This is a genomic window from Pseudomonas sp. NY8896 (assembly GCF_039634505.1).
The window spans coordinates 1137353-1158661 of record NZ_CP132350.1; the positions used below are offsets into that span (position 1 = coordinate 1137353).

17 protein-coding genes and 2 tRNA genes are annotated in these 21309 nt (G+C 62.5%); 15 read left to right on the plus strand and 4 right to left on the minus strand.

Annotation, left to right across the window (positions count from 1 at the left end):
• Window positions 1-3: 3 nt before the first annotated feature.
• From Q9451_RS05040 to Q9451_RS05090, 11 genes are all read left to right on the plus strand, one after another.
• Window positions 4-1434, plus strand: coding sequence for an N-acetylmuramoyl-L-alanine amidase (locus Q9451_RS05040; protein ID WP_012274460.1), 1431 nt, complete (start codon window positions 4-6; stop codon window positions 1432-1434).
• Window positions 1434-3332: a DNA mismatch repair endonuclease MutL gene (mutL, locus tag Q9451_RS05045; RefSeq protein WP_012274459.1), complete on the plus strand. Its 1899-nt coding sequence runs from the start codon at window positions 1434-1436 to the stop codon at window positions 3330-3332. The genes Q9451_RS05040 and mutL overlap by 1 nt, the downstream gene beginning before the upstream one ends.
• A gap of 1 nt (window position 3333) precedes the next feature.
• Complete coding sequence (gene miaA, locus Q9451_RS05050) at window positions 3334-4305, plus strand: tRNA (adenosine(37)-N6)-dimethylallyltransferase MiaA (protein ID WP_012274458.1); 972 nt, start codon at window positions 3334-3336, stop codon at window positions 4303-4305.
• 94 nt (window positions 4306-4399) lie between these two features.
• Window positions 4400-4660: an RNA chaperone Hfq gene (gene hfq, locus Q9451_RS05055; protein ID WP_012274457.1), complete on the plus strand. Its 261-nt coding sequence runs from the start codon at window positions 4400-4402 to the stop codon at window positions 4658-4660.
• 12 nt (window positions 4661-4672) lie between these two features.
• Window positions 4673-5974: a ribosome rescue GTPase HflX gene (gene hflX / locus Q9451_RS05060; RefSeq protein ID WP_012274456.1), complete on the plus strand. Its 1302-nt coding sequence runs from the start codon at window positions 4673-4675 to the stop codon at window positions 5972-5974.
• Window positions 5975-6070: 96 nt separating this feature from the next.
• Window positions 6071-7252, plus strand: a complete 1182-nt coding sequence (gene hflK / locus Q9451_RS05065; protein ID WP_012274455.1) for an FtsH protease activity modulator HflK — start codon at window positions 6071-6073, stop codon at window positions 7250-7252.
• The gene (gene hflC, locus Q9451_RS05070; protein ID WP_012274454.1) at window positions 7252-8121 is read left to right on the plus strand and encodes a protease modulator HflC; all 870 of its coding nucleotides are present in this window, start codon (window positions 7252-7254) and stop codon (window positions 8119-8121) included. The genes hflK and hflC overlap by 1 nt, the downstream gene beginning before the upstream one ends.
• 301 nt (window positions 8122-8422) lie before the next feature.
• Window positions 8423-9610: an ATP phosphoribosyltransferase regulatory subunit gene (locus tag Q9451_RS05075; protein ID WP_012274453.1), complete on the plus strand. Its 1188-nt coding sequence runs from the start codon at window positions 8423-8425 to the stop codon at window positions 9608-9610.
• 56 nt (window positions 9611-9666) lie between these two features.
• Window positions 9667-10959, plus strand: a complete 1293-nt coding sequence (locus tag Q9451_RS05080; RefSeq protein WP_003249542.1) for an adenylosuccinate synthase — start codon at window positions 9667-9669, stop codon at window positions 10957-10959.
• A gap of 186 nt (window positions 10960-11145) precedes the next feature.
• Window positions 11146-13080 carry a methyl-accepting chemotaxis protein gene (locus Q9451_RS05085; protein WP_012274452.1) on the plus strand — a complete coding sequence of 645 codons (1935 nt, stop codon included), beginning with the start codon at window positions 11146-11148 and terminating at the stop codon, window positions 13078-13080.
• Window positions 13081-13169: 89 nt separating this feature from the next.
• Window positions 13170-13640, plus strand: a complete 471-nt coding sequence (locus tag Q9451_RS05090; RefSeq protein ID WP_012274451.1) for a DUF2867 domain-containing protein — start codon at window positions 13170-13172, stop codon at window positions 13638-13640.
• Window positions 13641-13690: 50 nt separating this feature from the next.
• Here Q9451_RS05090 and Q9451_RS05095 read toward each other — a convergent pair whose 3' ends face one another.
• From Q9451_RS05095 to Q9451_RS05110, 4 genes are all read right to left on the minus strand, one after another.
• On the minus strand, window positions 13691-15256 hold the full coding sequence (locus Q9451_RS05095) for an iron ABC transporter permease (RefSeq protein ID WP_012274450.1): 1566 nt from the start codon (window positions 15254-15256) through the stop codon (window positions 13691-13693).
• Entirely contained in the window at window positions 15256-16269 is a 1014-nt protein-coding gene (locus tag Q9451_RS05100) for an extracellular solute-binding protein (RefSeq protein WP_012274449.1), read from the minus strand. The genes Q9451_RS05095 and Q9451_RS05100 overlap by 1 nt, the downstream gene beginning before the upstream one ends.
• A gap of 199 nt (window positions 16270-16468) precedes the next feature.
• A tRNA-Leu gene (locus Q9451_RS05105) sits at window positions 16469-16555 on the minus strand.
• A gap of 88 nt (window positions 16556-16643) precedes the next feature.
• Window positions 16644-16730 (minus strand) — tRNA-Leu (locus Q9451_RS05110).
• Between the two features lie 272 nt (window positions 16731-17002).
• On the opposite strand from Q9451_RS05110, the gene rnr reads away from it, so the two are divergent.
• The 4 genes from rnr (at window position 17003) to rpsR (ending at window position 21289) form a co-directional block, all read left to right on the plus strand.
• Entirely contained in the window at window positions 17003-19576 is a 2574-nt protein-coding gene (gene rnr / locus Q9451_RS05115; RefSeq protein WP_012274448.1) for a ribonuclease R, read from the plus strand.
• The gene (gene rlmB, locus Q9451_RS05120) at window positions 19573-20319 is read left to right on the plus strand and encodes a 23S rRNA (guanosine(2251)-2'-O)-methyltransferase RlmB (protein WP_012274447.1); all 747 of its coding nucleotides are present in this window, start codon (window positions 19573-19575) and stop codon (window positions 20317-20319) included. The genes rnr and rlmB overlap by 4 nt, the downstream gene beginning before the upstream one ends.
• Window positions 20320-20604: 285 nt before the next feature.
• Window positions 20605-21030 carry a 30S ribosomal protein S6 gene (rpsF, locus tag Q9451_RS05125; RefSeq protein WP_003249557.1) on the plus strand — a complete coding sequence of 142 codons (426 nt, stop codon included), beginning with the start codon at window positions 20605-20607 and terminating at the stop codon, window positions 21028-21030.
• A gap of 28 nt (window positions 21031-21058) precedes the next feature.
• Window positions 21059-21289, plus strand: a complete 231-nt coding sequence (gene rpsR, locus Q9451_RS05130) for a 30S ribosomal protein S18 (RefSeq protein WP_003249563.1) — start codon at window positions 21059-21061, stop codon at window positions 21287-21289.
• The last annotated feature ends 20 nt before the right edge of the window (window positions 21290-21309 follow it).

Here is a 21309-nt window from a genome sequence, read left to right on the forward strand (position 1 = left end):
GGTATGCGCATACGCGCACTGGTCGCCATCGTTGGGCTGCTGCTGACAACGGTGACCGTTGACGCTCTGGCCGTCACACAAGTCAAGAGCATGCGCCTGTGGCGCGCGCCAGACAACACGCGGCTGGTCTTCGACCTGTCTGGCCCCGTGCAGCACAGCGTCTTCACCTTGAGCGCACCGGATCGTCTGGTTATCGACATCAATGGTGCGACCCTGGCCGCGCCATTGAACGTGGCCACCTCCAATACGCCGATCAGCAGCGTGCGTTCGGCACAACGTACCCCGACCGACCTGCGCGTGGTGGTCGACCTGAAAAAGTCGGTTACCCCAAAAAGCTTCACCTTGGCGCCCAATGCCCAGTACGGCAATCGCCTGGTGGTCGACCTGTACGACCAGGAAGCCGACGCCATTGCAGCCAGCGCGCCACCTCCTACCCCGACCCCGGTACAAACACCTGCGACCACGCCTGCGGTGCCGGTAAGCCCGGCCCAGCCTGCCATCAAGCTGCCACCGGTGCCGAGCGGCAAGCGTGAAATCGTTGTGGCCATCGATGCCGGTCACGGTGGCGAAGACCCCGGTGCATCCGGTTCGCGTGGCCAGCATGAAAAAGACATCGTGCTGCAGATCGCCAAGGAACTGCAGCGCCAGATCAACAGCGAACGCGGCTTCCGGGCGGAGCTGACCCGCACTGGCGACTACTTCATTCCACTGCGTAAACGCACGGAAATCGCCCGCAAGAAGGGCGCCGACCTGTTCATTTCGATCCACGCCGACGCCGCGCCGTCGCGTGCGGCCTTTGGCGCCTCGGTATTTGCCCTGTCCGACCGCGGCGCCACTTCCGAGACTGCGCGCTGGCTGGCCGACACGGAAAACCGCTCCGACCTGATCGGTGGTGCGGGTAACGTCAGCCTCGACGACAAGGACCGTATGCTCGCGGGGGTGCTGCTCGACCTCTCCATGACCGCCACGCTCAGCTCCAGCCTCAATGTGGGGCAGAAAGTGCTGGGCAACATGGGGCGTGTCACCTCGCTGCACAAACAGCGCGTGGAACAGGCCGGCTTCATGGTGCTGAAGTCGCCGGATATTCCGTCGATCCTGGTTGAAACCGGGTTCATTTCGAACAACAACGAAGCCGCCAAGCTGGCCACTGCGAGCCACCAGCAAGCCCTGGCCCGCTCGATCCACACCGGTGTACGCCAGTACTTCCAGCAGAACCCGCCGCCAGGCACTTATATCGCCTGGCTGCGCGACACCGGCAAGATTGCGGCTGGGCCGCGTGAGCACACCGTCCGGCCTGGCGAAACCCTGGCGATGCTGGCTGTACGCTACCAGGTCAGCGTGGCCAGCCTGCGCAGCACCAACAGCCTCAAGACCGATGAGCTGAAGGTCGGCCAACGCCTTGATGTACCCGCCACGACCCTGGCGGCGCAATAATGAGCGGCGGTTCGCGCATTCAGCTGCTTAGCCCGCGGCTGGCCAACCAGATTGCCGCCGGCGAGGTTGTCGAGCGGCCGGCTTCTGTCGCCAAGGAATTGCTGGAAAACAGCCTGGACTCCGGTGCCCGGCGCATCGATGTGGAAGTGGAGCAGGGCGGCGTCAAGCTGCTGAAGGTACGGGACGATGGCAGCGGTATTTCTGCCGATGACCTGCCGCTGGCCCTGGCGCGTCACGCCACCAGCAAGATTCGTGAGCTTGAGGACCTGGAAGGCGTCATGAGCCTGGGCTTCCGTGGCGAGGCGCTGGCCTCGATCAGCTCGGTGGCGCGTTTGACCATGACCTCCCGTACTGCCAGTGCCAGCGAGGCCTGGCAGGTGGAAACCGAAGGCCGCGACATGACCCCACGGGTGCAGCCAGCGGCGCACCCGGTCGGGACCTCGGTGGAAGTGCGCGACCTGTTCTTCAATACCCCGGCCCGGCGCAAGTTCCTCAAGGCCGAAAAAACCGAATTCGACCACCTGCAGGAAGTGATCCGCCGGCTGGCGCTGGCGCGTTTCGATGTCGGCTTCCACCTGCGCCACAACGGCAAGAGCATCCTCAGCCTGCACGAGGCTCACGACGAAACCGCCCGTGCACGGCGGGTGGGTGCCATCTGCGGCCCTGGCTTCATGGAGCAGGCGCTGCCGATCGACGTCGAGCGCAACGGCCTGCGCCTGTGGGGCTGGGTTGGCCTGCCGACGTTCTCGCGCAGCCAGGCCGACTTGCAGTACTTCTTCGTCAACGGCCGCGCGGTGCGCGACAAGCTGGTCGCCCACGCCGTGCGCCAGGCCTACCGCGATGTGTTGTTCAATGGTCGTCACCCCACGTTCGTGCTGTTCCTGGAGCTGGAGCCCAACGGCGTCGATGTGAACGTGCACCCGACCAAGCATGAAGTGCGCTTCCGCGAAGGGCGCTCGGTGCACGATTTCCTGTATGGCACTTTGCACCGAGCCCTGGCTGATGTTCGCCCGGAAGACCAACTGGCCGCGCCTGCCGCCGTGCCCGAGCTGGCTCGCCCCACTGGCCAGCAGGCTGGTGAGTTCGGCCCCCAGGGTGAAATGCGCCTGGCCTCGCCGGTGCTCGAACAGCCGCGAGCCCCGCAACAGTCATTTTCCAATGGCGGCAGTGGCGCCGGTTACCAGTACCAGTACACCCCGCGTCCTTCGCAGCCGCTGCCGGCCGCCGAGGCGCAGGCGGTGTATCGCGAGTTCTACAAGCCGTTGGACAACGGTGCCGCAGCTGCGACGGCCTTGCCCGAAAGCCAAGGTGACATTCCCCCGCTTGGCTACGCGCTGGCGCAGCTCAAGGGTATCTACATCCTGGCCGAGAATGCCGTCGGCCTGGTGCTGGTGGACATGCACGCCGCCCATGAGCGGATCATGTACGAGCGGCTCAAGGTGGCCATGGCCAGCGAGGGCCTCAGTGGCCAGCCGCTGCTGGTGCCGGAAACCCTGGCCCTGAGCCAGCGTGAGGCCGACTGTGCCGAAGAGCATGCTCAGTGGTTCCAGCGCCTGGGCTTCGAATTGCAACGCCTGGGCCCCGAGACCTTGGCGGTTCGCCAGATCCCGGCCTTGCTCAAGCAGGCCGAGGCCAACCGCCTGGTGCAGGACGTGCTGGCCGACTTGATGGAATACGGCACCAGCGACCGTATTCAGGCGCACCTCAACGAACTGCTCGGTACCATGGCCTGCCATGGCGCCGTGCGCGCCAACCGGCGCCTGGCAATTCCCGAGATGAACGCCCTGCTGCGCGACATGGAAAACACCGAGCGCAGCGGCCAGTGCAACCATGGCCGTCCCACCTGGACCCAGATGGGCCTGGACGACCTGGACAAACTCTTCCTGCGCGGTCGATGAAATGAGCAGCAAGCCCCCTGCAATATTCCTGATGGGCCCGACGGCGGCCGGCAAGACCGACCTGGCCATCGAGCTGACCAAAGTGCTGCCCTGTGAACTGATCAGCGTCGATTCGGCACTGGTCTACCGGGGCATGGACATCGGCTCGGCCAAACCCTCGAAAGAAATCCTCGCCGCCCACCCGCACCGGCTGATCGACATTCGTGACCCGGCCGAGAGCTATTCGGCCGCACAGTTCCGTGCCGATGCCTTGGAGGCCATGGCCGAGATCACTGCGCGCGGCAAGATCCCGTTGCTGGTCGGCGGCACCATGCTCTATTACAAGGCGTTGATCGATGGCCTGGCCGACATGCCGGCGGCCGATGCCGCAGTGCGCGCCGAGCTGGAAGCCCAGGCCGAAGCCTTGGGGCTGGCCGAGTTGCACCGTCAACTGGCCGAGGTCGACCCGGTGTCGGCGGCGCGCATCCACCCCAACGACCCGCAGCGGCTGATCCGGGCGCTGGAGGTATACCGGGTGAGCGGCGAGAGCATGACGGCCCATCGTCAACGTCAATTCGCGGAAAGTCGCGGCGCAGACGCAGGCGCTGGCGGACATTTGCCCTATACTGTCGCCAGTTTGGCGATTGCTCCTACAGATCGTCACATTTTGCATCAGCGAATTGCGTTACGATTTTCGCAGATGCTGGAACAGGGCTTCGTTGAGGAGGTCCGATCGCTGCGAGCCAGAAGTGACTTGCACGCCGGGCTGCCGTCTATACGGGCAGTGGGTTATCGGCAAGTCTGGGATTACCTGGACGGCAAGCTGACTGAGAATGAGATGCGTGAACGCGGTATCATTGCTACTCGGCAGCTGGCCAAACGGCAGTTCACCTGGTTGCGTGGCTGGCCTGAAGTGCACTGGCTTGACAGCCTGGCCTGCGACAATCTGTCCCGCACCTTGAAATACCTTGGGGCCATCTCCATATTGAGCTGAGTCCCTGCTGATTGCCGTCTATTCTTGCGAAGGGGCGGCCTAATTTATCGATTTTATTGATTTTCTATTATTTATCCTTACAGGAGTGCGGCATATGTCAAAAGGGCATTCGCTACAAGACCCTTACTTGAACACCTTGAGAAAAGAAAAGGTCCCGGTATCCATCTACCTGGTCAACGGTATCAAGCTGCAGGGTTCGATCGAATCGTTCGACCAGTTCGTGGTTCTGCTGAAGAACACCGTCAGCCAGATGGTCTACAAGCACGCCATTTCGACCGTGGTTCCGGCCCGTCCGGTCCGCCTGCCAAGCCCGACCGATGGCGAGCACGGCGACAGCGAGCCAGGCAACGCCTGATAGGAGCCTGCATTGTTCTTTGAGCGCCACGGTGGTGGTGAGCGAGCGTTGCTCGTTCACTTGGAAGGTCAGAACCCTGAGGCGCGCGAAGACCCGCAGGAGTTTCAGGAGTTGGCATTGTCGGCCGGTGCCGACATCGTCTCGCTGGTCACGGTGACAAGGCATCAGCCTTCCGCCAAATACCTGATTGGCAGTGGCAAGGTCGAGGAATTGCACGACCTGGTCCATGCCGAGCAGGTAGACCTGGTGATTTTCAATCACACCCTCACGCCCAGTCAGGAGCGCAACCTTGAACGTGTGTTCGAGTGTCGTGTGCTCGACCGTACCGGGCTGATCCTCGATATCTTCGCCCAACGGGCGCGTACCCATGAAGGCAAGCTGCAGGTCGAACTGGCCCAGCTGGAGCACATGAGCACGCGGCTGGTGCGCGGCTGGACTCACCTTGAGCGACAGAAAGGTGGTATCGGCCTGCGCGGCCCGGGTGAAACGCAGCTCGAAACCGACCGCCGACTGTTGCGGGTGCGCATACGCCAGATCAAGTCACGCCTGGAGAAAGTGCGCAGCCAGCGCGAGCAGGCGCGGCGTGGGCGCAAGCGTGCGGATATTCCGTCCGTGTCGCTGGTGGGTTACACCAACGCCGGCAAGTCCACACTGTTCAACGCCCTGACCGAGTCCGAGGTGTACGCTGCGGACCAGCTGTTCGCCACCCTCGACCCGACCCTGCGCCGGCTCGAGCTCAATGACCTGGGGCCAATCGTGCTGGCCGACACCGTGGGCTTCATTCGCCATCTGCCGCACAAGCTGGTCGAGGCATTTCGGGCTACGCTCGAAGAGTCGAGCAACTCCGACCTGTTGCTGCATGTGATCGACGCCCATGAGCCAGAGCGCATGGAGCAGATCGAGCAGGTGCTGGCCGTGTTGGGCGAGATTGGCGCTGAAGGCTTGCCGATCCTCGAGGTGTATAACAAACTCGACCTGCTCGAAGATGTCGAGCCACAGATCCAGCGCAACGCCGATGGCAAGCCGGAACGGGTCTGGGTATCGGCACGCGATGGTCGTGGCCTGGAGCTGGTTGGCCAGGCGGTTGCCGAGTTGCTGGGGGATGATCTGTTTGTCGGTACCCTGTGCCTGGAGCAGCGTTTTGCCCGCTTGCGCGCGCAATTCTTTGCCCTGGGTGCCGTGCAGAGTGAAGAGCATGATGAAGAAGGGCGCAGCCTGCTGAGCGTGCGACTGCCCATGGTCGAACTGAATCGCCTGGTCAGCCGCGAAGGCATGGAGCCGCAAGTGTTTGTCGAGCAACACACTTTGCAATAAATGCTCGTCGAGGTCGCCGGGCAGCAGTGACAGGCATTCTGTAGCATTGGACGGCGCGCCGTGGGCGCGTCTTTGCTTTATCAGATGGAGAGCGCTATGGCTTGGAACGAGCCGGGTGGCAACTCGAACAATCAGGATCCCTGGGGCGGCCGCCGTGGTGGCGGTGGCGGTGGTGGTGACAAAAAAGGTCCGCCGGATCTGGACGAGGCCTTCCGCAAACTGCAGGACAGCCTCAACGGCATGTTCGGCGGTAGCAAAAAACGTGGCGGCGGTGACCGCAATGTCGGCAAGGGCGGTGGCCTGGGCCTGCTGGGCATTGGCCTGGCGGTACTGGCGGCCATCTGGCTGTACAGCGCCGTGTACGTGGTCGACGAGCAGGAGCAGGCCGTGGTGCTGCGCTTCGGCAAGTACTACGAGACGGTCGGTCCCGGCCTGAACATCTACTTCCCGCCGATCGATCGCAAGTACATGGAAAACGTCACGCGCGAGCGTGCCTATACCAAGCAGGGCCAGATGCTGACCGAAGACGAGAACATCGTCGAGGTGCCGCTGACCGTCCAGTACAAGATCAGCAACCTTCAGGACTTCGTGCTCAACGTCGACCAGCCTGAGGTGAGCCTGCAGCACGCGACCGACAGTGCCTTGCGCCACGTGGTGGGTTCCACCTCGATGGACCAGGTGCTGACCGAAGGCCGTGAACAGATGGCCGTGGATATCCGCGAACGTCTGCAGCGCTTCCTCGACAACTACCGTACCGGTATCACCGTTACCCAGGTCAACGTACAGAGCGCGGCAGCCCCGCGTGAAGTGCAGGAAGCCTTCGATGACGTGATCCGTGCCCGCGAAGACGAGCAGCGTGCCCGCAACCAGGCCGAATCCTACGCCAATGGCGTGGTGCCGGAAGCCCGTGGTCAGGCCCAGCGCATCATCGAGGACGCCAACGGTTACCGCGACGAAGTCATCGCCCGCGCCAAGGGTGAGGCCGACCGATTCACCAAGCTGGTTGCCGAGTACCACAAGGCACCTGACGTGACCCGTCAGCGTCTGTACCTGGAGACCATGCAAGAGGTCTACAGCAATTCGAGCAAGGTCATGGTGGCGACCAAGGACGGGCAGAACAACCTGCTCTACCTGCCACTGGACAAGATGGTCGAAGGCAGCCGCAACCCGTCCACGCCAAGCAGCACTGTGTCGCCATCGGTCAACGATGCGGCCGCCCGTGCGGCGCAGGACATGCAACAGCAACAGCAGCCGCTGCGTACTAGGGAGAGCCGCTGATGAGCAATAGATCGCTGATCGCCCTGATCGCCGCCGTGGTCCTGGCCATCGTGGCCTGGAACAGCTTCTACATCGTGTCCCAGACCGAACGTGCGGTACTGCTGCGTTTTGGTAAGGTGGTCCAGGCGGACGTTCAGCCTGGCCTGCACGTGAAGATTCCGTACGTGAACCAGGTGCGCAAGTTCGACGCCCGCCTCATGACCCTCGACGCCCCGACCCAGCGGTTCCTGACCCTGGAGAAGAAAGCCGTGATGGTCGACGCCTACGCCAAGTGGCGCGTCAAGGATGCCGAGCGCTTCTACACTGCCACGTCCGGTATGAAGCAGATCGCCGACGAGCGTCTGTCGCGTCGTCTGGAAAGCGGCCTGCGTGACCAGTTCGGTAAACGTACCTTGCACGAGGTGGTTTCCGGTGAACGTGACGCACTGATGGCTGACATCACTGCATCGCTGAACCGCATGGCCAACAAGGAGCTGGGTATCGAGGTGGTCGACGTGCGCGTCAAGGCCATCGACCTGCCGAAGGAAGTCAACCGCAGCGTGTTCGATCGCATGAGCACCGAGCGTGAGCGTGAAGCCCGCGAGCACCGTGCCAAAGGTAACGAGCTGGCTGAAGGTATCCGTGCCGATGCCGACCGTCAGCGCCGTGTGCTGCTGGCCGAGGCCTATCGCGAAGCAGAAGAAACCCGCGGTGATGGTGACGCCCAGGCGGCCGCCATCTATGCCAAGGCCTACAGCCAGGACGCTGATTTCTATGCGTTCCACCGTAGCCTGCAGGCATACCGCGAAAGCTTCTCGAGCAAGAGCGACGTGCTGGTCCTGGACCCGAAGAACGAGTTCTTCCGTTACCTGGACAAGAGCAAGCCGTGATGCTCAGGCCCTGATTTTCATGCAGCGGCGCCCCGCCTGGCAGCTAAAACACCAGGCGGGGTGCATCCTGAATGAAAAGGGGTGTATGATGAGGCAGCCGGGAAATTTCCCGGCTTTTTTGCGTCTGCAAGGTTGATTGGCACCGCGCCAGTTGACGGTTTGGTCAGGTCGCAAGGCAATTCGAGGGTGTCGGGTACGGTGGCTGCGCTGGGATCAGTGCTGCCCGCTGCTGTGCGCGATACCGGCTTTACTGACGGCTCGCCTGCTGGCAAGCCGCCCGGACCAGAGGGGAAATGGCGTAATGGCAACGGTAGACCGCTGGCTGCTGCCAGATGGCATCGAGGAAGTACTGCCACCTGAGGCTGCGCGCATCGAGATCGCGCGTCGCCAGGTGTTGGACCTGTTCCAGAGTTGGGGCTACGAACTGGTCGTCACCCCGCATATCGAGTACCTGGAGTCGCTGCTCACCGGCGCCGGCCAGGACCTGGATCAGCGCACCTTCAAGGTAGTGGACCCGCAGTCCGGCCGCCTGATGGGCTTCCGCGCCGACTTCACTCCGCAGGTGGCGCGTATCGACGCCCATACCCTGCGCCGTGAAGGCCCGAGCCGCCTGTGCTATGCCGGCAGCGTGCTGCACGCTCAGCCGCGTGCACTGTCCACCTCGCGCAGCCCGATACAGTTGGGCGCTGAACTGTATGGCGATGCCAGCCCGACCAGCGACGTCGAAGTCATCAGCCTGATGCTTGCCACGCTGCAACTGACCGATGTGCCGGACGTGCACATGGACCTGGGCCACGTCGGTATCTACCGCGGCCTGGCCCGTGCTGCCGGCCTGTCCGGCGCGGTCGAGCAGCAGCTGTTCGACGCCCTGCAGCGCAAGGCCGTCGATGAAGTGCAGGCGCTGACCGCTGACCTGCCGAAGGATCTGGGCAACATGCTGCGCGCACTGGTCGAGCTGTGCGGTGGCCGTGAAGTGCTGGCCGACGCCCGCGTGCGCCTGGGCCGTGCCCCGGCCAGCGTGCTGGCGGCGCTGGACGACCTGCTGGCGATCGCTGATCGCCTGGCGTCGCGCTACCCCGACCTGCCGCTGTACTTCGACCTCGGCGAACTGCGCGGTTACAACTATCACACTGGCGTGGTGTTCGCCGTGTTCGTGCCGGGCGAGGGTCAATCGATCGCCCAGGGCGGGCGCTACGACGACATCGGCGCCGACTTTGGCCGGGCACGCCCGGCCACCGGTTTCTCCACGGATTTGAAGACCCTGGTCACACTGGGGCGAGCGGAGGTCGTATTGCCTACGGGCGGCATCTGGATGCCGGACAGTGGCGACGCGGCCCTCTGGCAGCAAGTCTGCCAGTTGCGCAACGAGGGCCAGCGTGTGGTCCAGGCTTTGCCTGGCCAGCCGTTGAGTGCTGCTCTCGAGGCGGATTGTGATCGGCAATTGATTCAGCAAGACGGGCGCTGGCAGGTTCTGCTGCTGGCCCAGTGAGTTTCTGCGTCGGCAACAGGCCGGCAACCAAGTTTGCGTGAATGAGGACCAATGTAATGGGTAAGAATGTCGTCGTCCTGGGCACCCAGTGGGGTGATGAGGGCAAAGGCAAGATCGTCGATCTGCTGACCGAACATGCTGCCGCCGTAGTGCGCTACCAAGGTGGCCACAACGCGGGCCACACCCTGGTGATCAACGGTGAGAAGACCGTTCTGCACCTGATTCCGTCCGGCATCCTGCGTGAAGGCGTACAGTGCCTGATCGGCAACGGCGTGGTCGTTGCCCCGGACGCACTGATGCGTGAAATCACCAAGCTGGAAGAGAAGGGCGTACCGGTGCGCGAGCGCCTGCGCATCTCCCCGGCTGCGCCGCTGATCCTGTCGTACCACGTGGCCCTGGACCAGGCCCGTGAAAAAGCCCGTGGCGAAGCCAAGATCGGCACCACCGGCCGTGGCATCGGCCCAGCCTACGAAGACAAGGTCGCGCGCCGCGGCCTGCGCGTGGGTGACCTGTTCCACCGCGAGCGTTTCGCTGCCAAGCTGGGTGAACTGCTGGACTACCACAACTTCCAGCTGGTGAACTACTACAAAGAGCCGGCCATCGACTTCCAGCAAACCCTGGATGAGTGCATGGCCTACGCCGAACAGCTCAAGCCGATGATGCTCGATGTCACCGCCGAGCTGCACAACCTGCGTCGCGCCGGCAAGGACATCATGTTCGAAGGCGCCCAGGGCTCGCTGCTGGACATCGACCACGGTACCTACCCGTACGTCACCAGCTCCAACACCACTGCTGGCGGTATCTCCACCGGTTCCGGCGTTGGTCCTATGTACCTGGACTACATCCTGGGTATCACCAAGGCCTACACCACTCGCGTAGGTTCCGGTCCGTTCCCGACCGAGCTGTTCGACGAGACCGGCGCTACCCTGGCCAAGCGTGGCCACGAGTTCGGTTCCACCACTGGCCGTGCCCGTCGTTGCGGCTGGTTCGATGCCGTGATCCTGCGTCGCGCCATCGACGTCAACAGCATCTCGGGCATCTGCCTGACCAAGCTGGACGTACTGGACGGCCTGGAAACCATCAACATCTGCGTGGGCTACAAGAACGAGAACGGTGCTGTCATCGACGCGCCTTCCGACGCCGACAGCTACATTGGCCTGGAGCCGGTGTACGAAGAGATGCCAGGCTGGAGCGAGTCGACCCTGGGCGTGAAAACCCTGGAAGAGCTGCCGCAAGCTGCGCGTGACTACATCAAGCGCATTGAAGAGCTGGTCGGCGCACCGATCGACATCATTTCGACCGGCCCGGACCGCAACGAGACCATCGTGCTGCGTCACCCGTTCGCCTGATCTGCCCTCCAGGCTGATCTGACGCCGTGGCCCTGAAAGGGGCTGCGGCGTTTTCATTTGTGGGGCAGGTAACCGCCTTGCTGAACCTTGGCGTTTATCCCTGCTGCCTCCGGCACAACCCTTGCTGTAAGAAGTTTCTGTAGATGCCATCAAAATAGTGGCGCCAGAAAACACGAGGGTTACACCGTGTCTGCCATCCTCTCACTGTTACGAAGCCGCCTCTTGCGGCCTGTGTTTGTTGCCCTTGGTATCGCTCTTTTGGTGCAGGTGCTGGTGGCCGTTGCGCTTACCCGAAGCACAGTCACTGCTCTGGAGGCCGACCTTGGCGAGCGCCTGGGCAATGACAGCCGCCAGCTCGCCAGCGACCTGGAGCAAGCTGGGCAAGATGTGCGCACGGGGCTCGACGGCCTGTCCAGCAGCACCCGTCAGCGCCTGAGTGCAGGGTTGTCGGAACGCCTGCAAAGCGAACAGCAGCAACTGCGCAACACCCTGGAAAAGAACCTCAAGGACTCCGCCAACGACATGGCCGAGCTACTGGCTTCGGTTGCGCCTAGGGCGATCTGGGACAACGATGTGCCGGTACTCTCCGACTTCGCCCGGCGCGCCCAGCGCAACCCTAACGTGCTGTTCGTGGTGTACGACGACGCCCAGGGCCAGCACCTGACCCGCTACCTCAACCGGCAAAACCCGATCAATCAGGCGCTGATGGAAAAGGGCCAAGGCGAGCGTGCGCTGGACAAGGTGATCGATGCCGCCCGGCGCGACCCGGCGGTGTACTTTGTCGAAGCCTCGATCAACCCCAATGGCGCAGAAATCGGCAAGGTGGTGATGGGGGTTTCCACGGCCGGTATCGATCAGGAGCTCAAAGCCCTGGATCAACGCTTTGCGGCACTGATCGCCAGTGGTGAACAGCTGGTTGGTGACAGCCTGGTCGGCGCTGCTGCCGACAGTGGCAAGACCCTGCGCGAACGCCTGGAGAAAGCCCAAGGCAGCGCGGCCGCAATGCAGGCCAATACCGCGCAGACCGTGCGCGAAGCCGCCGCCGAGCTGCGCTGGCGCATCGGTCTGGGCCTGGTGCTGGTTGGCCTGGGCGTACTGTTGGTGGTGGCTTTAGTGCTGGGTCGTCGAGTGTTGAGCAAGCTGCGTTTGTTAATTGGCGCCTTGGACGATCTGGCGGCCGGTGAAGGTGACCTGACCAAGCGCGTGCCGCTCGACAGCCGCGATGAAATTGGCGACATGGCCTCGGCGGTGAACCGCTTTGTCGACAAGCTGCAACCGATCGTGCGCGAGGCGGGTGAAGTGGCGCAGCGCACCGGCGTGGAAATTGGTGCAATGGCCCAGCGCAATGCGGGTGCCGATGCCGCTGCTGCGCTGCAGCGCGATGAAGTGGCGGCTAGCCTGCGTGACCTGTCGAGCATGGCCGATGAGGCTCAGGCCGAAAGCCATGCGATGCAGGCGGCCTTGCAGCAGGTGGTGGATATCCGCCAGGCCACTGACGAGAACAGTCGCACCTCGACCCAGCTCGCCGGCTTGATCGAGAACCTGGCCGGGCAAGTGAATACCGGCTCCCAGGTGATCGAGCGGCTGGCCAAGCAGAGTGAGCAGATCGAAGTGGTGCTGACAGTGATCCATGGCATCGCCGAGCAGACCAATCTGTTGGCCTTGAATGCTGCCATCGAGGCGGCCCGAGCTGGTGAAACCGGGCGCGGTTTTGCCGTGGTAGCCGACGAAGTGCGGGCGCTGGCGAGCAAGACGCAAAGCTCCACCGGGGATATCCAGGCGCATATTGCCGCGTTGCAGAAGGGCGCCAAGGAAGCAGTGGCGACTATCAGCCAGGCCGGGCTCAAGGCCAGCGAAGGGTTGCTGGTGCTGCGTGACAACGAACGCCGGCAACAGTCGGTGCAGGCGGCGGTCGAGCAGGTGCATGCGGCCATTGGCCTTGCTACCCGCGCTGCTGAGCAGCAGGCGAATGGCGCGCAGGCGGTGCGTGGCCGGGTGGAAACCATCCATGCCCAGGCTGAGCGCTCGGCTGAGGTGGTGATGCAGACCACGGCCAGCAGCAAGGTGCTGGATGACTTGGCGGCGCAATTGCGGGCAAGCCTGGGACAATTCAGGGCATAAGGTGAGCGTTGTGGGAGCGGCACACAGGGCCGTTACTCCGTGGGCGGCATTGCTATGATGGCGGCGACACGTGACAAAAGGAGTTGTTCATGTCCGCCCAACTGGTCGCCGCTCCGGCGGAGCTGGATTTTCTTCATAGCGATGGCATAAACGTCACTGCGCCAATGACTGCCATCAAGGCCTATTACGCCATGACCTCGGACGTGCCGGGCTGGTTGGCTGCAGCCTTCCGCCTGCGCGACTTCATCTCGCGCCGGTTCAACGTCGCTGCTATCCACGGCTTCTCGTCACTTAACCCCGAGCGGGCTCCGGTAGTGGGTGGGCTTCTGGATTTCTTCACCGTCGAGGCGATCAGCGACCAGCAACTGGTCCTGACTTCACGTGACACGCACTTGGCGGTCATGGTGAGCATGGACCTGGATGAAGCAGAGCAAGGTCGGCAGCGCCTTAGCGTCACCACCTCGGTGCAGTGCTTCAATCGTTTCGGTCGCTACTACATGCTGCCTGTCGGCATGGCTCACGGGCCAATCGTGCGGCGCATGCTGCGCAATATCGCGTGATGGCTGGGGTGCCCTCATCGCTGCCTTGCAGGCGATGAGGGCTACGCGACTCATGCCTTGTTCAGGTACATCCGCGTGGTCAGCAGATAAACCGGCAACCCCGACACCACGATCAGCAATGCCGCATAAGGCGCCGCTGCGGCGAATTCGACGTTGGCGGTGTGTGCCCATACCTCGGTCGCCAGGGTGGTCATCCCGGTCGGGCTCAGTAGCAGGGTAGCGGTCAGCTCTTTCATGGCATCCAGGAACACCAGCGCAAACGCTGCCGCCATGGCTGGGAAGATGATTGGCAAGGTCACCCGGCAGAACGCCGCGAAGCTGTTGGCACCCAGCGTGCGCGCGGCTTCCTCCAGCGTCGGCGAGGCCTTGTTCAGCGCGGTGCGCACTGGCGACTGGGCCAATGGCAAGAAGAGCAGCGCATAAGCCAGCAGCAGCAATGCCGTGGTCTGGTACAGCGCCGGCACGTAGTGCAGGGCGAAGAACACCAAGGTCAGGGCAATCACTAGGCCGGGGAGGGCGTGCAACAGGTACGGCAGGCGCTCGGCCCAGATCGCCAGGCGACCTTTGTAACGTACCACCAGGAAGCTGATCGGCAGGGCCAGCAACACACAGAAACCTGCACCGCCAAGTGACACCGACAGCGAAGTGAACAGCGCCTTGGAAATGGCTGCCACCGGGAACGCTGCCGATGAACCGACGCTAAGCCAGTAGCCGAGCATGGCCAGCGGAATACCGCTGCCCAGCACTGCCAGGCCAATGCAGAACAGCTGCGCCAGCACCGCCCAGCCCCGCAGCCGCACGGGTTGCGCGCGCCGCGCTACGCCTTGGCCGATGCGCACATGGCGGGCTTTGCCGCGTACGCGCAGTTCCAACCAAAGCATCACCAGGCACATCGCCAGCAGCACAGCAGACAGCATGGCCGCGTTGGCATTGCTGAACTCCAGTTCGAACTGCTGGTAGATGGCCGTGGTGAACGTCTGCAGGCCTAGGATCGACAGCGCGCCAAACTCCACCAGCATATGCAGGGCAATCAGTAGCGCACCACCGAGCATCGACGGCCACAGCAGCGGCAGGGTGACCTTGCTGAACACGCCCCAGCGGCTGCAGCCCAGGGTGCGCGCCGATTCCTCAAGCGAGGTGTCGAGGTTGCGCAGGGTCGCGGCAACGGGCAGGAACACCAGCGGGTACTTGGACAGGGCCATGACCATGATCGCCCCACCAAGGCCTTCGAAGTCCGAGCTCAGCGACACCCAGGTGAAGCTGCTGACGAACGATGGCACGGCGAACGGCAGGCACAACACCACGCCCCACAGCCGACGGCCGGCCAGGTTGCTGCGCTCCAGCAACCAGGCCAGCGCCAGGCCGACCACCATGCAGGTCAGCGTCACCCCGACCATCAGCATCAGGGTGTTGCGCATCAGCCCCCAGACAAAGGGGCGCCACAGCAGGTGCAAGGCTTCGCGCCAGCCTGCTTCCCAGGCTTTGATGGCGACGTAAGCCAGTGGCAGCAAGCTCATCGCCACCAGGAACAGCACAGGCAGCACCACCCAGATGGACGGGCGCTTGCGGCGCGGAACGAAGCGTACCGGCGCCGGTTCGGACAGGGCGGCAGTCATCAGAGCAGACCGACCTCGCGCTCGAGCTCGATGGCTTCTTCGGCATTACCCAGGTCGGCTGGCGAGATGTTCGGCGGGCGCAGCTCGTTGAACGGCTTCAGGCCACGGTCCGAAACCATGCCCTTGTGCAGCGGGTACTCGGCGGTAGTCTGGGTAATCACGCGTTGGCCCTCTTCGCTGGCCATCCAGTTGAGCAGAGCCTGGGCTTCTTTCGGGTGCTTGCTGGCCTTGACCACGGCCGCGCCAGAGATGGTGACCAGGTTGCCGGCATCGCCGTCGGCCAGGTAGTAGAGCTTGGTGTCCAGCTTGCCGCGCTCGCGTTCAAGCGCGTACCAGTAGTAATTGTTCACCAGGACCGCCGCCACTTCGCCTTTTTCCACGGCTTTGAGGGCGACCATGTTGTTGGTGTAGGTCTTGCCGAAAGCTTTCAGGCCGGTCAGCCATTCTTCGGTGGCTTCGCGGCCATGCATCTTCAGAATGGCCACGGCCTGCTCCTGGAACGCACCACTGGTGGGCACGTAGCCGACGCGGCCTTCCCACTCAGGGTTGGCGAAGTCCATCACCGTGGTTGGCAGGTCTTTTTCGTCGACCTTCTTCGGGTTGTACACCACGATGCGCGTACGGGCCGTGATACCCATCCAGGTGCCGTTGGCGCCAACGTACTCCTTGGGCATCATGTTCGCGGTGGCGTCGTCGATCTTCGCCAGCAGGCCCAGTTCGCCCAGGTTGTTCAGGGGTGGGGACTCTTCGGTGTAGATGATGTCGGCCGGCGAACGGTCGCCTTCCTCGATGATCTGGCTGGCCAGCTGGTTGCTGCTGCCCTTGCGGATGTCGATATGAATACCGGTCTTGGCCTCGTAGGCCTTGGCGATGGCTTCGCCGATTTCCTTGTGCTGACCGTTGTACATGGTCAGGCTGACCGGTGCGTCTGCCATGGCGGCCGGAGCGCCGATGACCAGGCTCAGCACGGCGGCGGCCAAGGTGCGCATCAGCGGTTGCGGGCGGATCGTCATGCGGGTACTTCCTCGCTTACGGCTACATATTTGGAAACAATGGTAAACGAAATCGTTTCTCAAGTGGCCGGGTGACGAGAAATTCATGGTCAGACGATGGTGTAACCGTCGAAATGGGTTTGCACCAATGGCCGAAAGGGGAGGGATGCACAAAACGCAGGCAAGAAAAAACCCACTAGCAAGCTAGTGGGTTTTTGTATGGTGCCCAGGAGAAGACTCGAACTTCCACGACCTTGCGGTCACTGATACCTGAAACCAGCGCGTCTACCAATTCCGCCACCTGGGCAAAGCTTTACATCATCTGCAGAAGGCGACTATCGTTCGCTTTCACACAGTAGTAACAGATCCTTGGTCATCTGTTACTTGAAAATATTTGGTGCCCAGGAGAAGACTCGAACTTCCACGACCTTGCGGTCACTGATACCTGAAACCAGCGCGTCTACCAATTCCGCCACCTGGGCACACATTCGAGATTACAAGATGCTTTACAGCGCCGTTCATCTCTACTACAACTTCGGGGTTGTCCGTCGTTGTGGTGCGCACTATACGGACGCTCCCCAAGGCTGTAAAGCCCCCAATCAAAAAAAAATTCAAAAAATTCAACTTGTTGATTCCACAGGCCTATTACGGCTGTCTATGCACTGCAGCGGGGGCTGTCCAAGGCAGACATTTCCGGTTTCAATACGCCTATGCCAGAATTCCTATCTATATACCCCAAGGTGAACCCCTTCTGATGGCCGATTGGCAATCCCTCGATCCCGAGGCCGCTCGCGAAGCGGAAAAATACGACAACCCCATTCCCAGCCGTGAGCTGATCCTGCAGCGCCTCGCCGACCGTGGCGAACCCGCTGCCCGCGAGGAGCTGGCGAAAGAGTTTGGTCTGTATGAGGAAGACCAGATCGAAGCCCTGCGCCGCCGCCTGCGTGCCATGGAGCGCGATGGCCAGCTTATCTATACCCGGCGCGGCACTTATGCCCCGGTGGACAAGCTGGACCTGATCTGCGGCCGTATCTCCGGCCACCGCGACGGTTTTGGTTTCCTCATCCCCGATGATGGCAGTGATGACCTGTTCCTTGGCCCGTCGCAGATGCGTCTGGCCTTCGATGGCGACCGCGCGTTGGCGCGGGTTTCCGGCACAGACCGCCGTGGGCGCCGTGAAGGGGTGATCGTCGAGGTCATTTCCCGCGCCCATGAGAGCGTGGTCGGTCGCTATTTCGAAGAAGGCGGCATTGGCTACGTGACGCCGGACAACCCGAAGATCCAGCAGGAAGTGCTGGTGACCGCCGGGCGTAACGGCGGTGCCAAGATCGGTCAGTTCGTCGAAATCAAGATCACCCACTGGCCAACCCCGCGCTTCCAGCCGCAAGGCGATGTGGTCGAGGTCATCGGCAACTACATGGCCCCAGGCATGGAAATCGACGTAGCCCTGCGCAGCTACGACATCCCGCACGTCTGGCCTGCTGATGTGGTCAAGGAAGCACGCAAGTTCCGCTCCGAAGTCGAGGAGAAGGATAAAGAGAAGCGCGTCGACCTGCGCCATCTGCCGTTCGTCACCATTGATGGTGAAGACGCCCGCGACTTCGACGATGCCGTTTATTGCGAGCCCCTGGGCAAGCTGCGCCTGTTCTCCGGTGGCTGGCGTCTGTACGTGGCCATTGCCGACGTTTCCAGCTACGTGCGCCTGGGCTCGGCCCTGGATGTCGAAGCCCAGCAGCGCGGCAACTCGGTGTACTTCCCCGAGCGTGTGGTGCCGATGCTCCCCGAAGAGCTGTCCAACGGCCTGTGCTCGCTGAACCCGCATGTCGACCGGTTGGCCATGGTTTGTGAAATGACCATGAACAAAGCCGGCCAGATGGTCGACTATCAGTTCTACGAAGGCGTGATCCACTCTCACGCCCGCCTGACCTACAACAAGGTCAGCAGCATGCTCGAGCACGCCCGTACCCGTGAGGGTAAAGCGCTGCGCGAAGAGTACAAGGAAGTCGTGCCGGACCTGAAGAACCTGTACAACCTGTACAAGGTGCTGGTGGATGCGCGTCACACGCGTGGTGCCATCGACTTCGAAACCCAGGAAACCCGCATCATCTTCGGTGACCAGCGCAAGATCGCGGAAATTCGCCCGACCGTACGCAATGATGCCCACAAGCTGATCGAGGAATGCATGCTGGCGGCCAACGTGGCCACCGCCGAGTTCCTGCAGAAGCATGGCGTGCCAGCCCTGTACCGCGTGCACGACGGCCCGCCGCCGGAGCGCCTGGAAAAGCTGCGCGCCTTCCTGGGTGAGCTGGGCCTGAGCCTGCACAAGGGCAAGGACCCGTCGCCGAAGGACTACCAGGCTCTGCTGGCGAGCATCGCCGGGCGCCCGGACTTCCACCTGATTCAGACCGTCATGCTGCGCTCGCTGAGCCAGGCGGTGTACAGCACCGAGAACAACGGCCACTTTGGCTTGAACTACGAGGCGTACACCCACTTTACCTCGCCGATCCGCCGTTACCCGGACCTGCTGGTGCACCGCGCCATCCGCAGCATCATCCGTTCCAAGGTAGATACCCCGCACGTCAAGCGTGCCGGTGCCATGAGCATCCCCAAGGCGCGTATCTACCCGTACGACGAAAACACCCTGGAGCAACTCGGCGAACAGTGCTCGATGACCGAGCGCCGGGCCGACGAGGCCACCCGTGACGTGGTCAACTGGCTCAAGTGCGAGTTCATGAAGGACCGTGTGGGCGAGACGTTCCCGGGTGTGATCACTGCGGTGACCGGTTTTGGCCTGTTCGTCGAGCTGACCGATATCTATGTGGAAGGCCTGGTGCACGTCAGTGCGCTGCCGGGCGACTATTACCACTTCGACCCGGTGCATCACCGCCTGTCCGGCGAGCGCACAGGGCGCAGCTTCCGCCTGGGCGACACCATCGAAGTCAAGGTCATGCGCGTCGATCTGGACGAGCGCAAGATCGACTTCGAAGTGTCGGACAAGACCCTCGCCGCACCGATCGGCCGCAAGCAGCGCGGCGCCGCACAGGCTACCGAAAAGGCCGAGCAGCCGCCGGTTGCCGAAGCGAAAGCCACGCCCAAGCCGCGCAGCCGCAAAAGCGAAGCGTCCGAAGCGTATTTCCCCAAGGATGCCGTGCAGCGCAATGCTGAAGTGCGTAAAAGCCGCGAGATGAAAAAAGCCCTGATGACCGACGCGCGCAGCAGTGCTGGCAGCAAGTCGGAAAAAGGTGGCAAGCCGTCCGGCAAACCGACCAAGCACCGTAAAGGCCCGCCGAAGTCCGGCGCGCCACGCAAGAGCAAGAGCAAGTCATGAGTCAGCTGGAAAAGATCTACGGCGTGCACGCCGTGCAGGCATTGCTGCAGCACCATCCAAAGCGGGTCAAGCAGATCTGGCTGTCGGAAGGGCGCAGCGAGCCACGCCTCGAAACCTTGCTGGCGCTGGCCGCGGAGAACCGCGTGCCGGTCGGCCAGGCCGAGCGCCGTGAGTTGGATGCCTGGGTAGAGGGCGTGCATCAGGGCGTGGTCGCCGAGGTGAGCCCGAGCCAGGTATGGGGCGAGTTGATGCTCGAGGAGTTGCTCGAGCGCACTGAAACGCCGCCGCTGATCCTGGTGCTGGACGGTGTCACCGATCCGCACAACCTTGGCGCTTGCCTGCGCACGGCCGATGCGGCGGGTGCCACGGCAGTGATCGTGCCCAAGGACAAATCTGCAACGCTGACGCCGGTTGTGCGCAAGGTGGCATGCGGTGCGGCGGAAGTGATCCCGCTGGTGGCCGTGACCAACCTGGCGCGTACCCTGGAAAAGCTGCAGCAGCGTGGCTTGTGGGTAGTGGGTACCGCTGGCGAGGCCGAGCAGGAGATCTACCAGCAGGACCTGACCGGCCCCCTGGTGGTGATCATGGGCGCAGAAGGCAAGGGCATGCGCCGTCTCACCCGCGAGCATTGCGATTTTCTGGTGAAATTGCCGATGGCTGGCAGCGTCAGCAGCCTGAACGTGTCGGTTGCGACCGGGGTTTGCCTGTTCGAAGCGGTGCGTCAGCGTCAAGCCAAGCGCTGATCTTCAGCCAGTTCCACCGTCTTCGCGAGCGCGCCCGCTCCCACAGGTTCACTGTTGCCTTTGGCAATGCGGATTGCTTGTGGGGGCGGGCACATTCTGAATATGTTTCAGGCTGTTCAAATATTCACCAATTGCCTTGCTTGTGCGCCCCGCCTTCTCTACAATTGCGCCCCTTGCCGAGCTGGCAGGCGCTTATGTGCCTCCCCTCCGTGCAAGACATACAGTGTCATTCACTCCTTGTCTGACCAGATTCGCTGGCAGACTACTAACCCGTAAGGAGCATTCATGCGTCATTACGAAATCATCTTCCTGGTTCACCCGGACCAGAGCGAGCAAGTCGGCGGCATGGTTGAGCGTTACACCAAGCTGATCGAAGAAGACGGTGGCAAGATCCACCGCCTGGAAGACTGGGGCCGTCGTCAACTGGCCTACGCAATCAACAATGTTCACAAGGCTCACTACGTGATGCTGAACGTTGAGTGCACCGGCAAGGCCCTGGCCGAGCTGGAAGACAACTTCCGCTACAACGATGCCGTTATCCGTAACCTGGTCATCCGTCGCGACGAAGCCGTTACCGGCCAGTCCGAGATGCTGAAGGCTGAAGAAAACCGCAGCGAGCGCCGTGAGCGTCGTGAGCGTCCTGAGCATGCTGACTCCGCCGAAGGCGACGACAGCAATGACAGCGACTCCAGCGATAACGCTGACGAGTAATCCACGGACCTTTAGAGGAGCCTATTAAATGGCACGTTTCTTCCGTCGTCGTAAATTCTGCCGCTTCACTGCTGAAGACGTGAAAGAGATCGACTTCAAAGATCTCAACACCCTGAAAGCTTACGTATCCGAAACCGGCAAGATCGTTCCAAGCCGTATCACCGGTACCAAAGCTCGTTATCAGCGTCAGCTGGCTACCGCTATCAAGCGCGCCCGCTTCCTGGCCCTGCTGCCCTACACCGACAGCCACGGCCGCTGAGACCGGGTCGTCGACAAGCA